Genomic DNA, 14,730 nt, shown 5'->3' on the forward strand with positions numbered 1-14,730 from the left:
CCGGGTATTTTTTTTGTTTTTAAGCAGGCGTTTATACCGGGATTTTCATTTCCATTATCCGGGTATCTATGTTCTCAACCCCGCGTTTTTCTTTCAGTATCTGGCGGCATTCTGATGGGCTCAGGCCCATATATTTTTTGAACACGCGAGCATAGTAGGAAGGGTCGTTAAAGCCGACGGTGAAGGCTACATCAGAGATGGACGCGACCGGATTGAGCAGCAAACGGGTGGATTCGTTTAGCCGGTAACCAATCAGATATTCCTGAAAAGTAAGATTGTAAGTTTGTTTGAATAAGCGGCTGAACTTATTCACAGTCAGGCCACACATTTCAGCCATATCTGTTTCCAGTATTTTTTCAGGATAATGGTTCTGAACGTAGTTAATCGCCCCCTGAAGAATGGTTTCACCTGAGGTTGGCGCGCGGAAACGTACTTCCTCAGGCAGAGGCTCACTTTCACAACTGACATGACGCAGTTTTATCGCGTCCCTGAACTCACTTGCGGTTTTTAATGATTCTGTAATGTGTGCCATGTCCACTTCAGAGAGGGGTTTTACATGGTAGTCCCATACGCCGGTACGAAAGGCCCATACTGCCAAAGCCTCAGAATGCTGCTCGGTAAACATCAGAATGGGAATATCCGGGTCAGATTGCCGGGTCTGCTGTAGCAGATGCAGGCTCTGTATATCCGGGTAGTCATATTCAAAGCAGATCAGGTCGGCTTCAGTGGTATTCAGAAAACGCGGACCGGTTGAAGATTGTTTAATTGTCAGAGTCTGACAAATATCTTCAAAGCTGCTTGATAAACATGACTGGTTTGACTGATTTCTCAGGTCTACCCAGAGCATGGTGGCTATGTGCATAAAGGCCTCGCTTCGCCTTTGTTTTACCGCTTCCATGGTTGTTATTAGCGTTATTGAGTGCGTCTCCCTACGCTTCGTTTCTCAAACGGGTTTCTTAACCTTAGATCAAAAAACAAACACCTGCCAAACATAACTTTCAGCAATATCAACAGACTTACAACGGAAATAAAACCTGACTGCAAAGATAGTCCTAGTGTTTTAAAAAATAGTCCTAACCCTATTTCCGGTGGCTTCCTAAGTTTGAAGTACAGCGACTTCTTGCACTTGCAACGGAGCCGGGAAAAGAAAAGTGAGATGAATTTAAGGTGTGCACTGCATGCCATAACGAACACGGGGAAACTTCCTATGAACATGCAAATAATGACAACTCAGGTGAAAGCATTCCTTAAAGACGAAGAAGGCCTGACAACCGTTGAGTACGCTATTGCCGGCAGTTTAGTTGGTGCGGCGGTAGTGACGGCATTTACAGATCTTGGTTCGCAGGTGAGAACAGTTATAGACGGATTAACCACAAACATTGGCGGTACGCCGAGTTCTTCAACGCCTTCACCATAAAAGGTCTGGGTTTTATTCAGTTATCGAATTGAAGAGAAGTACTGATTCAACAGAAAGCCGGGAGGGCAATATTATGCAAATTACGCTATTCAGCGAGTTGACCATGCTGGTATTGCTGCTCCTGCTTGTAGCGGTGACCGTGAGCGATATCATGCGACATATCATACCGAATGCACTGAATTTGATGATCCTGATATGTGGTGTAGTTTTCCAGCTGGAACTGATTGGGCTGACGGGTTTACTGACAGCGCTGGGCGGTTTTCTGGTTGGGTTGTTGTTTTTCCTTCCTTTCTATATAGCCGGTGGAATGGCGGCCGGGGATGTGAAAATGATGGCCGCAGTTGCAACGGTTTTTGGCCCGCTGTCTGCACTCCTTGCAGCGGGGCTGAGCCTCGTTGCCGGTCTGTTCCTGGCACTGTTAGTGGTTGCCTTTAAAGGCAGCCTGCTAACACTGCTACAACGTTATTTCTTAATTTTTAAAACGCTGTGTTTTACCCGCCAGTTTATTTATATCAAACCACAGGACGGTGAAGCAGCAGCGTTACGTTTTCCTTATGCACTGGCGATCACAACCGGCACGGTTCTGGCGCTGGCGTATCAGTCTCAACTTGGGTTTTATCACTTACGTGGTTTACTCACAGGCGGTGCCCTATGAGCAAGCACCAACAGGATTCATCAGTAGAAAATGGCAGTTCCGCAGCGGGACTGAGCGGTAACGGTACCGGAAATGTCATTTTACCTTTCAGAATGCTGGCGCCACGGCCAACCAGCGTTGAAGAAACCTTCCTTAACAAACAGTTTCTGGTTGAGCTAATCAGTAAGCATCTGTACGACGCCGGCGGTCTGACAATTTCACAGTTGGTTCACCGTGTATGTCTGTGCGGATCAATTATTGAAGAGCTTCTTAATTATTTGCGCCAGGAAAGCCGTCTCGAAGTGTTGCCCCGTTTAGGGCAAAGCAAAGAGCTGTATTACAGCCTGACGGATCTTGGGCGAATTGCCGGCCAGGAAGCGATGGATAAGAACGGTTATATAGGGCCGGCCCCGGTGCCTGTTTCTGAATACGAAAAAGTGGTTCAGGCTCAGTCGGTTCACCGGGTGGTTATTAATCAGAAAGAAACGCAACTGGCTTTTGAAGATATCGTTATTAAGGACTCTTTGCTGGATCAGCTAGGGCCGGCGATGAATTCAGGCCGCTCTATTGTTATTTACGGACCGCCGGGCACAGGTAAAACCTATATTTCCCAGCGACTTACCCGGTTGCTGACCGATGTCTGTCTGATTCCGTATGCGATCAGCGTTAATGAAAGCATTATCCAGCTGTACGACCCTCTGGTGCATAAAACGGCTGATCAGGTGGAAGATCATGATGGCAAACCTAACCTGCTGTTCAATGAAGGTCATGATCCGCGCTACAAGCTGTGTAAGCGTCCGGTGGTGATCAGTGGCGGTGAGCTGACACTGGATATGCTGGAAGTGACATATGAACCCAGTACCAAGATTTACCGGGCGCCACTACAGCTGAAAGCCAATAACGGTATGTACATCATCGATGATATGGGCCGGCAGAGAGTGAGTCCGGTGGCCTTATTCAATCGCTGGATCTACCCCATGGAAGAACGCAAGGATTTACTGAGTCTGGCTAACGGTAACAGTTTTGAAGTGCCGTTTGATGAGATTCTTATTTTCTCCACCAATATCAACCCGCTTGAATTAGGTGATGCGGCTTTTCTGCGCCGAATCGGCCATAAGATTCATTTCGATACTCTGGATCAGCATGCATTTACTGAAATCTGGAAAAACGTCTGTATCGAAAAGCAGATCGAGTTTGATCAGTCATTACTGACATACATTTTTAAGGAGCATTATCAGCGAGAGCAGCGACCTTTATTACCATGTCACCCCCGAGACATACTTGGTATTGCGCAGGATAAGGCGCTGTATCTCGCTGCCCCTGAAAAACTGTCAGAAGAATTGATCGACTGGGCCTGGAAAAGTTACTTCGTAAAACTTGATCAGGAAGAAGACCAGTTTGCCGGCCAGGGTAAGCTGTCAGGAGGTCACAATGATTAAATCAAGAACCCTATGGCTGTTACTGTTCTCCGCAATACTGGCGATGGCGGCAGTCTTTGTTGCCAATAACTGGTTAGCCAGACAGCAACCGCAGGTCGTTACCAAAACAGAAGTGGCAGACACAGAAGTTGTGATGACTGCTGCACTGGAAATCCCGTACGGCCAGAAAGTTGAAAACCGACACCTTAAACGTATTGAAATGCCTGTTGGGCTGGCGCCGGAAGGTGCTGTGCGTAACGCGCAGCAAATAGAAGGCATGGTCGCTAACGCGAATATTCTGCCCGGTGAGATTCTCATGCAGGGGCGCTTCAGTGAGCATTTGGCAGGTAGCACCCTGGCATCGCTGATTGAGCCGAATATGCGTGCTGTCACTGTCCGCGTTAATGATGTTGTCGGCGTAGGCGGATTCCTGCTACCGGGAAACCGGGTCGATGTACTTGCCAGCCGTACTGTAAATAAACGCACCATTACCAACACGATCCTCAATGATCTCAAAGTACTCGCCGTGGATCAGACCGCCAGTACCAATGAGAAAGATCCTGTGATTGTGCGTGCGGTTACTTTAGAGGTTTCACCGCAGCAGGCTGAAGACATTGTAAAGGCCCGTGACGAAGGCCCGATCCAGCTTAGCCTGCGTAATCCGAATGATCGCGGTGTGCAGAAAAAGCCGGCCGTACGCCGGGTAAGCAGTAGTTCGACCGTCACCATAATTCGCGGCACGGACGTGCAAAAAAGCAAGGTAAGACTGTAGAGCGTTTGTTTGTGCGAATGCTTTGAATCGTCTGTATCCGGCCAGTGAGTAATGCCGTAGCAGACAGCAAGAAAGGAAGTCACTATGAAATATTCAATACAATACCCCGTTAAGCTTGTTGCGGCTCTGATTGTCTTGATGTTCTTGTTTTCCGCCAGTTCAGTCGTCGCGCTGGAAACAACACGCAGTACTACATTAAAGACGTTTGATGAGCTGACAGATCATAACCGCAAGGTTGATACCATCTGGGTACCTCTCTATAAGTCGCATATCCTGCGCTTAAATAAGCCGGTTAAAAAGATCTCCATCGGTAACCCTGATATCGCCGACATTCTGATCATGCAGTCCGGCCAGCTTTATGTGCTGGGCCGGGGACTGGGGACAACCAACGTACTCCTGTGGGATGGCCGGAATAAGCTGATCAGTGCATTCGATATTGAGGTAACTCACGATCTGGATACGCTGAAAACCAAGTTATTCGAGTTGTTACCTGAGGAGAATATAGACGTGCATTCTTCCCAGGGGGCTATTGTATTAAGCGGTGAAGTCAGCAGCCTGGCACGCATGAATACAGCTGTTGAAATTGCGAAAAGCTTTACTGTTCCAACTAAGGACGACTCTGAAGATAATACCATCTCCAGTGTGGTCAACCTGATGGGGGTCGGTGGTGCACAGCAGGTTATGCTGAAAGTAACCGTCGCTGAGGTTTCCCGCCGGGTGGCTCGCCGTCTGGGCATTAATTTCAATGCGATCAATTCCAGCAGCAATTTTCAGTTTGGTGCAGTCAGTGGTGGGGCGACCTTTCCGGATGCGGTATTTACCGATCTGGCGGCCGGTGCTACCGGTGCCCGTACACCGGTATTCACTGACGGGGGGGTTTTTGGTCCGGTAATTGATGAGTTTGCACCGAATGATCTGGCCATTGCTGATAAGGGATTGTTTGCCAGTTATATCGGTGGAGATTATCTGTTCAGCCTGGCGCTGGATGCCGCTAAAGAAGACGGTTCTGCAAAAATTCTGGCTGAGCCAACTCTGACAACCCTGACCGGCCAGGAAGCATCCTTCTTATCCGGCGGTGAGTTTCCGATTCCGGTTCCTAATGATGATGGCATCACTATTGAATTTAAAGAGTTTGGCATCGGTCTGAAGTTCTTACCGGTTGTGCTGGATTCCCAGCGGATCAACATGACGTTGAATATCAGTGTCAGTGAGCTGACCTCCAGTGCCAGCATTGCGGCATTCCCGGGTAACACTAACGCAACCTTCTTTGTACCGGCTCTGACCAAACGTTCTGCCAGCTCGACAGTAGAACTGGCCGATGGACAGACCATCGGAATAGCCGGCCTGCTGAATGAAAACATGCGTGAAGTGGTGAATAAGTTTCCGGGACTGGGTGATATCCCGGTGCTGGGCCATTTATTCCGCAGCCAGGAATTTGAAAAAGGCGAAACTGAACTGGTGATTATGGTAACGCCTCAGCTGGCCAAACCACTGAATACCGATGAAATAGAATTGCCAACCGATAATTTCGTCGAGCCTTCAGACTTTGAGTTCTACATTCTGGGTAAGAATCTGGGGGATCCTGAAGAGAAGGCTGAATCGCCTCAACAGGTTGCATCAGCATCGGACAGCGCACAACTCAATGAAGCGGTGGCTGATCACGAGGACGACAAAAAGCCATTACCTGCCACCAGTTATGCAATACCGCCGTTGCCCAAAATCAACGGTACATCCGGCGGCATGGAAAATAACTACGGCCATTCGATTAACTAGGAGACAGCATCATGAAAACCCTGATGATTATAGTGACGGGACTGGTGATCGGTGGTTGTAGCAGCCAGCACCGGCCCGAACTGGGCAGCAGTGTTCAGGCGATGACAGAACAACAAACGTACAACCCGGCAGCAGCACAGCAAAATGCCAGCCGGGACGGTAACTCACTGGACGGTGAAACCGGGGTACATATTCTGCGGACGTATCGGGAGTCAGTCGGTAAACCTAAGGAAGTGAAAAACGAAATTCAGGTAAATATAGGCAATTAATCATGATACCGATGCAAGCTGCCGCGGGGATGTTGGTGCTCTGAATGGATTTCAGGCACTGCAAGGGGGAAAAAATGAACAGTCTGAAAAATAGCCAACTGGCCGGTCTGGTAACCACGGGATTCCCGTTAGCTGACCTGGTGTTCATCAAGGTGCTGTTGGCAGTTATCACTATGGGGCGTTATCTGTCTATCCGGAGAATGCCCGATGGAGTAACCCGCCGGGTAGCTGGGTTGTTGCCAGCACGGAGGGGCTGATCATGAACCATGATAAAAGTGCTCTCAAAAGCCGTTCTGCCCGTCAGTTCAGTGTTTTAATCTCTGGCCGGGACGCCCTGATGCTTGAGTATCTGAAAAGCTATCTGGAAGATGCCGGCGACAATCTGAAACTGGAAACCCTGCAATCAGTCAATGGCACACTCGATCCCCTTGATGGCCTGGAATTACGCCCGGATCTGCTGATTCTGCATTTAAGTGATATGTGGCGTGAAGAGTTACAGAGCCTGAGCCTGAATACTTCCCGGCAGCGTCCACAGCTACTGATCATCGGTAATTCAGAGCAGCCGGAAATGATGCGTCTGGCGATGCAGGCCGGGGCCAGGGATTTCCTGACTGAACCGGTTAATACAGAAGATCTGTTATCAACCATCCGTAAAATCGAGTTTGAAAAACGCGAAACTGAGCATGCAGAAAATGGGGCGTTGACAGCGGTTATCAATGCAAAAGGGGGCTCGGGAGCTACGATGCTGGCCTGTAATCTTGCCCATATGATGCAAGTGGTCAGTGAAGAAGATGTCTTGCTCATGGATATGGATACTCAGTTTGGTGCGTTGGCCCAGTACCTGAATATGAAACCTGAAAACGGTGTGATTGAAGCCTTACGGGTTGTCGATGAACTGGATGTTACCGCGCTGAATGCTTACCTGCTTCGGCATGAAAGCGGCCTGAGAATTATGGGAGCAACCCTGCATGAACTTTGTCTTCCCAGCCAGATTCCTGAAGACAGAATACGTATGTTGCTGGATATCTTACTGAAAAACTGTTCTCAGCTGGTGGTGGATGTGCCACGGGTGATTGATCAGTCTACCGCATCAGTGCTGACCCAGGCTTCGCAGGTCGTGGTGGTTGTACAGCAGGACTACATCAACATACAGGATGCCGCACACCTGTTGCAGCTCTTGCAGCAGGAAATGGGGCTGATGGACAGTCAGATTGTTGTTGCCGTCAACCGGATTCAAAAGAGTGCTCAGATCAGTGTTGATGATATTCAGAAGGCGCTGAATGCTAAGCATATTGTCAGTATTGCCAACGATTATAAACACGTACTGGAGAGCCTTAATAAAGGTGAACCGTTGTATGAAATTACCCGGCGGGCGGCGATTACCCGCTCCATTCAGTCGCTGCAGGAAAAGCTGATTCACGGGTTTCCGGATCAGAAGAAGGGATTTCTGGCGCGTATGTTTTCAACCATGACCGGAGAATAAGACTATGCAGTTTGATGAAATGAACCGCGTTAACAATACCCAGGATGGTCAGGCTGAGAAAGTCATTCAGAGCCATAGTTTTTCGAATACGACCAAGCTGGAAAAAGAGTGGAAGAACCGGATATACGAACAGTTACTGAAGGTAATGGACCTGTCCCTGATTGATAATCTGGAACCGGCTGATGCCCGTAACCAGATTCGGGATATTTGTCAGCAGCTGATACAACAGGAGTCTATACCCTGTAATCAGGCGACCCGTATCCAGATTATCAAGCAGATTGAAGACGAGATTATGGGGCTTGGTCCCCTTGAGCCTTTACTGGCTGACGCCAGTATTTCCGACATTTTGGTAAACGGCCCGCGCAGTGTCTTCGTGGAACGGGGCGGTAAGCTGGAAGCGACGGATATCCACTTTAATAATGATCAGCACCTGCTGAATATTATCGACCGGATTGTATCGACTGTGGGACGCCGGATTGATGAATCCTCGCCAATGGTGGATGCCCGCCTGAAGGATGGCTCCCGGGTGAATGCCATTATTCCGCCACTGGCTCTGGATGGTCCCAGTATGTCGATACGCCGCTTTGCAATTGAACGTCTGGATATGCAGGGGCTGGTGGACTTGGGGTCGATGCCGGAAGAGTTAGTACCTGTATTTGAAGGGATCGTTAAAGCACGGCTTAACGTATTGATTTCCGGCGGTACCGGTTCGGGTAAAACTACCTTACTGAATATTCTCTCCGGTTACATTCCCAAAGATGAACGCATTGTCACCATTGAGGACTCAGCGGAGCTGCAGTTGCAGCAACCTCATACGGTGCGTCTGGAAACCCGGCCGCCCAACGTGGAAGGCAAGGGGGAAGTCAGTCAGCGGGAACTGGTACGTAACAGTTTGCGGATGCGCCCGGACCGGATCGTGATCGGTGAGGTACGTGGCGGTGAGGCACTGGACATGTTGCAGGCGATGAACACTGGCCACGACGGTTCACTGACAACCGTTCACGCCAATTCGCCGAGGGATGCACTGTCCAGAATTGAAAATATGGTGTCCATGAGCGGCGTGAACTTTCCGGCCAAAACCCTTCGGGCACAAATCGCATCCGCTATTAATGTTGTGGTGCAGATTGCACGAATGGAAGACGGGCAGCGGCGCATGGTCAGCATGCAGGAAATTAACGGCATGGAAGGCGACATCATTACCATGACCGAACTGTTTAAGTTTGAACGTCAGGGCATTGATGAAAATGGTCGGGTCAAAGGGCGTTACACCGCAACCGGCATTATCCCTGCGTTCTATGATCATCTGAAAAAACGCGGCATTGATCTTCACTACCGGTTATTTGATGAACTTTAAGCTCACGGGGCGCTACCAAGCCACTGCTGTAGCAGGAGGTGTGTTATGTCAGAGCAACATTTGATTTTTGGCGGCATGGTATTTGTCGCGGTTTTCTTACTGATGATGGGACTGACAATCCCGGTTTTTGGAGAAAGTCAGAAAGCCAGACGAAATCTGAAAAAAAGAGTATTGGAACTGTCGGCAGATACCGATGCGAATACCATTACGCTGTTACTGAGGAAAAAGTATCTGCGCTCGCTTTCTCCGGCTGAACGCTGGCTGGAATCACTGCCAGGAATGGAGTCACTGGGGGATGCATTGGAAAAAGCAGATTACAGATACCGTGCTTATCAGGTGGTGCTGGGCATTGCGTTACTGATGGCGCTGGGGGCGGGTATAGCCTGGTTCTTTTCCCGCAATATCTGGATTGCACTGGTGGTAGGTGTCATCTGTTTTTTCATTCCCGTCTTCAAAATCATACGGGCTAAACATAAGCGAATCGCAGTTTTTGAAGAACAGCTACCGGATGCCATTGACATCATGAAACGGGCAATCCGGGCGGGGCACCCCTTTTCAGAATCACTGCACCTGGTTGCAGAAGAAATGGACGGGCCGGTCGGACAAGAGTTCAGAATTACATTTGCGGATCTTAACTACGGGAATGACCTTCGCAGGGCGATGCTTGGCTTACTGCACCGGGTACCGAGTATTCCTGTTATGGCGCTGGTGTCATGCATTCTTATTCAGAAAGATACCGGTGGCGACCTGACCGAAATTCTGGAACGGATCGGTAAGGTTATCCGGGAACGGTTTCAGTTTCAGCGCCGGGTTAAAACCCTGTCTGCAGAGGGGCGGTTATCAGCCTGGATTCTGGTACTGGTACCTTTTGCACTGGTAATCGTGGTCTCCCTGACAAGCCCGGACTATCTGCCTATGCTGCTGGATGATCCGATGGGACTGAAACTGATCGCGTTTGCATTCGTAGGCATGATTATCGGTGTTTACTGGATTAACCGTGTGTTACGGATAGAAGTGTAGGAGGGCTGCTGTGATGGATTATTTATACGGACTTATAAACAGCACAATACTGAACGCAACCGATGCACGACTGATTTTCCTTTTGCTCATTGGCTTAACGGTTTTGGTTATCTGTCTGGGCGTCGGATTTACGGTGATAAGTTTATCGGACCCACTACGTCTGAAAATGATGATGTTGCGTAAACAGACGCATGGTAACGGGAACTCAGGTAACGATCAGCTGTTTGCTAAGGCTTCAGGCACATCACTGTCAGAGTCTATTGCGCCGAAAGAAGGCTGGCAGGATTCCAAAACCCTGGTGCGTCTGACGAATGCCGGTTTCAGAAAATCAAGCGCCGTCGCCGATTATTATGCGATCCGGTTTTTACTCATCCTGCTGTTTCCGGGTATCGCGCTGGTGGCGACCCAGTTTGTACCGGATATGAGCACCAACCACATTGCGTCCACGCTGGTTCTGTCACTTGTGGCGGGTATTATTCTGCCCAGTTACATCCTGGATAAGCTGATTGCCCGGCGTCAGCGTGCTTTGCGCAACGCGTTTCCTGATGCGCTGGACATGCTGGTGGTCTGTATTGAAGCGGGGCTGGGGCTACAGATGGCCCTGCAACGGGTTGCCGATGAAATTCAGGTCAGCCATCCGGTATTGGCAGATGAACTGCATCAGGTGAATAACGAAACCCGGGTTGGGGTGGACCGTATAGTGGCACTGCGCAATATGGCAATACGGACCGGCCTGGAAGATATTCGTGGCCTGGTTGCGTCGTTGGACCAGAGTGTCCGTTTCGGTACCAGTATCGCTGATACCCTGCGGGTCTATTCTGATGAATTCCGGGATAAGCGCCTGCAGCGGGCAGAAGAAATGGCTGCCAAAATTGCAACCAAACTGATTTTCCCGCTGACGTTTTGCCTGTGGCCATCGTTCTTTTTAGTCATGGTTGGGCCCGCGGTACTGGGTGTTCTGGCCGTTTTAGCTACAAGGTAGAAAAAAAGAGCCATACTTATATCTACCGGCTGAAGTAACAAAGCATTGGCGTCAGCGACAAAGGGGGCTGAATCATGCGCACTTTTACCAAGCTGTATCAGGGAATCTGTCAGGGCTGTGTATACAGCGCACTGGCTGTGAGTATCGTATTGCTGACAGGCTGTGCGGCTAATCAGCAAAAAACTGCAGCCATGACCGAAGAACAATCCGAATTATATGATGGCAAACCGATACTTGCGTATCTGGCTGCGAAACAGGCCAAAACGCCGAGAGAGGCGATGCAGCGTGCCCGCAACGCGATGGCGGAAAATAATCTTGATAAAGCGCTGTATGAATATATCCGGGCATATGAACTGGATGATAAACATACCCAGGCGTTGCTGGAAATCGGTAATATCCATTATCTGCGTAAGAATTACAAAACGGCTTATCTGGCATTTCAGAAAGCACTCTCCATTGATGAAAAACTGGTTTCAGCCCATCAGGGGACAGGGCTTATTCTGTTAAGAGAGAAACAGCATGAGGCTGCGCAGGATGCCTTTAAAAAGGCTGTGAGCTATCAGAAGGCACTGACCGCTGAACAGAAAGCCGCCGGTGACAGCACCATCACTATCCGCCGCAGTGCTGCACTGGCACTGGAATCTTATAATGGCCTCGGCATTATTTACGACATGCAGGGAAAACTGGATGAAGCCCGTGAGCATTATCAGGCCGGGCTTAAAATTTCCGGTAACAATAAGGTGATACTGAATAATCTGGGCTATTCACATTATATGTCTGCCCAGTGGCCGGAAGCTGAAATGTATTTCAGTAAGGCTCTGCAGACGGACAATCTGTATGAGCCGGCATGGAAAAACCTCGGTCTGGTATATGCCCGTCAGGAACGTTACCTCGAAGCGCTCGAAGCACTTGAACAAGTTATGGATACCGCGCAGGCATATAATGATATTGGTTATATCTGTCTGTTGTCGAAGCGCTATGCAGCAGCCGCTGACTTTTTCCAGAAAGCCATTACCGAGAATCCGCGGTATTACAAAGTCGCGCAGCAAAATCTGGTGAAAGTAAAACGTCTGTTGAAAAGTGGCCTGACAAGTAATCAGGAAATTTAACGAAGTTGTGCAGCAGTTTTTTAGTTTAATGTGAGTAAGCACTAAGCAATATCGATTATTCCTTAGTGCTTTTAATCGCTTAATCTGTGAAGCAGATACGGGCTGTTAAGCCAGCCAGAGCAATTCGGTTTCATCCTCCAGTTCGCGGCCGGTGGGTTTAAAGTTTAATGACAGGTAAAAGTTCAGCGCATTACCCGATTCTGCAGCCATGGTTGTTAAGCTTACGCCGCGTAGCCCCAGCACTGTTGCCAGTTGCTGGCTGAATCTGACAGCGGAAGTGCCTAACTGCCTGCCCTGATGATGTTGATCGATCATCAGGCGGTATACGTACAGGCAGTCTGGCTGAAAATGATCGTCCGCTTCCAGCGTGCGCGGATCGATGACTGTGATCAGCCCGACAGGCCGATTATTTTCGTAGATGCCAAAAGAAAGGCTGTCGCCGTCGACCAGTACCTCAGCGAGCCAGAAGGCATTGGAATCGATCAGGTGGCATTGATGGGGGCTGACTTTTAATGAACTGAGTTCGCAAACATTGCCGCTGTTTACTTTAATAAAAGATACGGGATTCATATCTACATCCTTGTTGGGTTGCTTTAATCATCCTGATTAGCATTTAGGGTACACCAGCCGGTTTAAATCAGATACCGAAGTGAATGACAGTTAAGACAGGCGTTTTGGCAAAGGGTATCTGAGAAAGAATGAGATTCGATTGGGACGTGTTGAGGTGTCCTTTAGCCGCCGCAGGGTAAATGCGGCGGCTTTTTTATGTGTTTATTCAGCGACTTTCCATTTCAGTTTCTTTTCTATCGCCTGAATCATCATTCCGGCAACATTCTTACCGGTAGCCCCTTCAATACCTTCCAGCCCGGGAGATGAATTGACTTCCAGCAGCAAAGGCCCTTTGGCTGAGCGGATAATGTCCACCCCGGCTACTTTCAGCCCCATGCATTTAGCGGCTTTAATGGCGATGCGCTTTTCATCCGCTGTCGGGACGATCAGGCTGGCGGTACCGCCCTGATGGATATTGGCACGGAACTCACCGGGTTCTGCTTCCCGCTGAATCGACGCGACCACTTTGCCGTCAACCACAAAGCAGCGAATATCCTTACCGGCGGCTTCTTTAATGAATTCCTGAACCAGAATGTCAGCACGCAAACTTTTGAACGCATTGATTACCGACTCGGCCGCCTTTTTGGTTTCCGCCAGTACTACGCCACGGCCCTGTGTGCCTTCCAGCAATTTAATGATCAGCGGCGCTCCGCCAACCATATTGATCAGGTCGGTGGTTTCCAGTGGTGAGTTTGCAAAACCGGTGATGGGAATTTCCACGCCGCTTTCGAACAGCAGTTGCAGTGAATGCAGTTTATCCCGGGACTGGGTAATCGCCGCGGCCGTGTTCAGACAGTAAACCCCCATAGATTCAAACTGACGGGCCAGGGCACAGCCATAGAAGGTCATACTTGGCCGGATGCGGGGAATGACGGCATCCAGATCATTCAGTACGTTACCGCCCCGGTAGTGAACCTCCGGTCTGTCCGCATCCATTTTCATGTAACAGTGCTTGATATTCAGGAAGACCATTTCGTGGCCACGTTCTTCACCGGCTTCAATGATACGGCGGTTACTGTAAAGGTTCGGGTTACTGGCCAGAACGCCTATTTTCATACCCCGTTTCGGCAATTTTTTCGGCCGGTACAGATCCAGCAGTTCACTGTCTTCCAGCGTGCCGAACATGAACGACTCTTCCGGATCAACCAGCAAGCGGCCTTTCATTGCTTCCCGGCCCAGCAACATCCGGTAGCCCATGGCATCGCGGTTGGTGAGGGTAAGCTCTATATCCCAGCTTTGCTCGCCCATGGCGATACTGGTTTTGATGACGTAACGCTTCTCTGTGCTGCCGCTGGAGCTTTTAACGGTGCGCCGGTCATGAATCGGGGCTTCACAATTTATGACGGTTTTACGGTTATTTTGCAGGGGGTAAACATCGAAGCTGACCCAGGAGCTGCCGTTGCGTTGAAAGGTTTTGATATTGAGAGCGTGAATAGCAGAAGTGCGTGCGCCGGAGTCAACCCGGGCTTTGATGGCAGGTATCGACAGGTCGATAAATTTGCACCATTCCTCGCTGCCAGTGATGAGTTTATTACTCTGATTAACCATAGCAGGGTGTTCCTTATTTTTATTGTTATAGGGAACCCGGGGATGCAGCCGGCAGGCTTAAAATAAGGACCGGTTGCATTCGCTGATTCCTTAATCCTCTGGCTAAATAGTGTGCAGTTATTCGCTGTCTTATATCAACCACCCGTCGGTAACTGGCTGATAAACAGGCTGATTGTCGTAATAAGATAGTTTTTGTTAGATTTTACAGAATAACGCTTGCCAACCTCCGATCTCGTATGTAGTATACGCCCCACGTTGATGCGGGGTGGAGCAGCCTGGTAGCTCGTCGGGCTCATAACCCGAAGGTCGTCAGTTCAAATCTGGCCCCCGCTACCAACGTAA

Annotated in this window: 15 protein-coding genes, 1 tRNA gene and 1 pseudogene; 13 read left to right on the forward strand and 4 right to left on the reverse strand. The window is 49.4% G+C overall.

From position 1 onward, the window contains the following. Positions 1–31: 31 nt before the first annotated feature. The gene (locus JYB63_RS11030; protein WP_205657918.1) at positions 32–862 is read right to left on the reverse strand and encodes a helix-turn-helix transcriptional regulator; all 831 of its coding nucleotides are present in this window, start codon (positions 860–862) and stop codon (positions 32–34) included. A gap of 345 nt (positions 863–1,207) precedes the next feature. Here JYB63_RS11030 and JYB63_RS11035 point away from each other — a divergent pair, with 345 nt between their 5' ends. From JYB63_RS11035 to JYB63_RS11090, 12 genes are all read left to right on the forward strand, one after another. Continuing rightward, a complete protein-coding gene (locus JYB63_RS11035) occupies positions 1,208–1,417 on the forward strand; it encodes a Flp family type IVb pilin (protein ID WP_243431936.1) in 210 nt (69 codons plus the stop codon). A gap of 73 nt (positions 1,418–1,490) precedes the next feature. Next, the gene (locus JYB63_RS11040; RefSeq protein WP_205657919.1) at positions 1,491–2,072 is read left to right on the forward strand and encodes an A24 family peptidase; all 582 of its coding nucleotides are present in this window, start codon (positions 1,491–1,493) and stop codon (positions 2,070–2,072) included. Further along, positions 2,069–3,490 (forward strand): DUF8689 domain-containing protein, encoded by a 1,422-nt coding sequence (locus tag JYB63_RS11045; protein ID WP_205657920.1) that lies wholly within the window; start codon positions 2,069–2,071, stop codon positions 3,488–3,490. The genes JYB63_RS11040 and JYB63_RS11045 overlap by 4 nt, the downstream gene beginning before the upstream one ends. Then, positions 3,483–4,241: a Flp pilus assembly protein CpaB gene (gene cpaB, locus JYB63_RS11050; protein WP_205657921.1), complete on the forward strand. Its 759-nt coding sequence runs from the start codon at positions 3,483–3,485 to the stop codon at positions 4,239–4,241. Before JYB63_RS11045 ends, cpaB begins: the two co-directional genes overlap by 8 nt. Positions 4,242–4,325: 84 nt before the next feature. After that, positions 4,326–6,014 (forward strand): type II and III secretion system protein family protein, encoded by a 1,689-nt coding sequence (locus tag JYB63_RS11055; RefSeq protein WP_205657922.1) that lies wholly within the window; start codon positions 4,326–4,328, stop codon positions 6,012–6,014. A gap of 11 nt (positions 6,015–6,025) precedes the next feature. After that, positions 6,026–6,283 carry a hypothetical protein gene (locus tag JYB63_RS11060; protein ID WP_205657923.1) on the forward strand — a complete coding sequence of 86 codons (258 nt, stop codon included), beginning with the start codon at positions 6,026–6,028 and terminating at the stop codon, positions 6,281–6,283. Between the two features lie 74 nt (positions 6,284–6,357). Then, positions 6,358–6,540 (forward strand): hypothetical protein, encoded by a 183-nt coding sequence (locus JYB63_RS11065; protein ID WP_205657924.1) that lies wholly within the window; start codon positions 6,358–6,360, stop codon positions 6,538–6,540. Positions 6,541–6,542: 2 nt separating this feature from the next. Further along, positions 6,543–7,766 carry a CpaE/TadZ family protein gene (locus tag JYB63_RS11070; RefSeq protein WP_205657925.1) on the forward strand — a complete coding sequence of 408 codons (1,224 nt, stop codon included), beginning with the start codon at positions 6,543–6,545 and terminating at the stop codon, positions 7,764–7,766. Positions 7,767–7,770: 4 nt separating this feature from the next. After that, positions 7,771–9,120 (forward strand): TadA family conjugal transfer-associated ATPase, encoded by a 1,350-nt coding sequence (locus tag JYB63_RS11075; RefSeq protein ID WP_243431937.1) that lies wholly within the window; start codon positions 7,771–7,773, stop codon positions 9,118–9,120. Positions 9,121–9,165: 45 nt separating this feature from the next. Next, positions 9,166–10,140 (forward strand): type II secretion system F family protein, encoded by a 975-nt coding sequence (locus tag JYB63_RS11080; RefSeq protein WP_205657926.1) that lies wholly within the window; start codon positions 9,166–9,168, stop codon positions 10,138–10,140. Positions 10,141–10,153: 13 nt separating this feature from the next. Next, a complete protein-coding gene (locus JYB63_RS11085) occupies positions 10,154–11,122 on the forward strand; it encodes a type II secretion system F family protein (RefSeq protein WP_243431971.1) in 969 nt (322 codons plus the stop codon). Between the two features lie 74 nt (positions 11,123–11,196). Continuing rightward, the gene (locus JYB63_RS11090) at positions 11,197–12,231 is read left to right on the forward strand and encodes a tetratricopeptide repeat protein (protein WP_205657928.1); all 1,035 of its coding nucleotides are present in this window, start codon (positions 11,197–11,199) and stop codon (positions 12,229–12,231) included. Positions 12,232–12,336: 105 nt separating this feature from the next. On the opposite strand, the gene JYB63_RS11095 is transcribed toward JYB63_RS11090, so the two are convergent. The 3 genes and pseudogenes from JYB63_RS11095 to JYB63_RS11105 form a co-directional block, all read right to left on the reverse strand. Then, positions 12,337–12,801 carry a GNAT family N-acetyltransferase gene (locus JYB63_RS11095; protein WP_205657929.1) on the reverse strand — a complete coding sequence of 155 codons (465 nt, stop codon included), beginning with the start codon at positions 12,799–12,801 and terminating at the stop codon, positions 12,337–12,339. Positions 12,802–13,002: 201 nt separating this feature from the next. Beyond that, positions 13,003–13,896 (reverse strand): 30S ribosomal protein S6--L-glutamate ligase, encoded by an 894-nt coding sequence (gene rimK / locus JYB63_RS11100; protein ID WP_205658366.1) that lies wholly within the window; start codon positions 13,894–13,896, stop codon positions 13,003–13,005. Positions 13,897–13,974: 78 nt separating this feature from the next. Continuing rightward, a pseudogene (locus JYB63_RS11105) lies at positions 13,975–14,388 on the reverse strand (ATP-dependent zinc protease family protein); the annotation flags it as partial. A gap of 259 nt (positions 14,389–14,647) precedes the next feature. Between JYB63_RS11105 and JYB63_RS11110 the strand changes: the two are divergent. Next, positions 14,648–14,724 (forward strand) — tRNA-Met (locus JYB63_RS11110). The last annotated feature ends 6 nt before the right edge of the window (positions 14,725–14,730 follow it).

The organism is Aliamphritea spongicola, assembly GCF_017051665.1.
Taxonomy (GTDB): domain Bacteria; phylum Pseudomonadota; class Gammaproteobacteria; order Pseudomonadales; family Balneatricaceae; genus Amphritea; species Amphritea spongicola.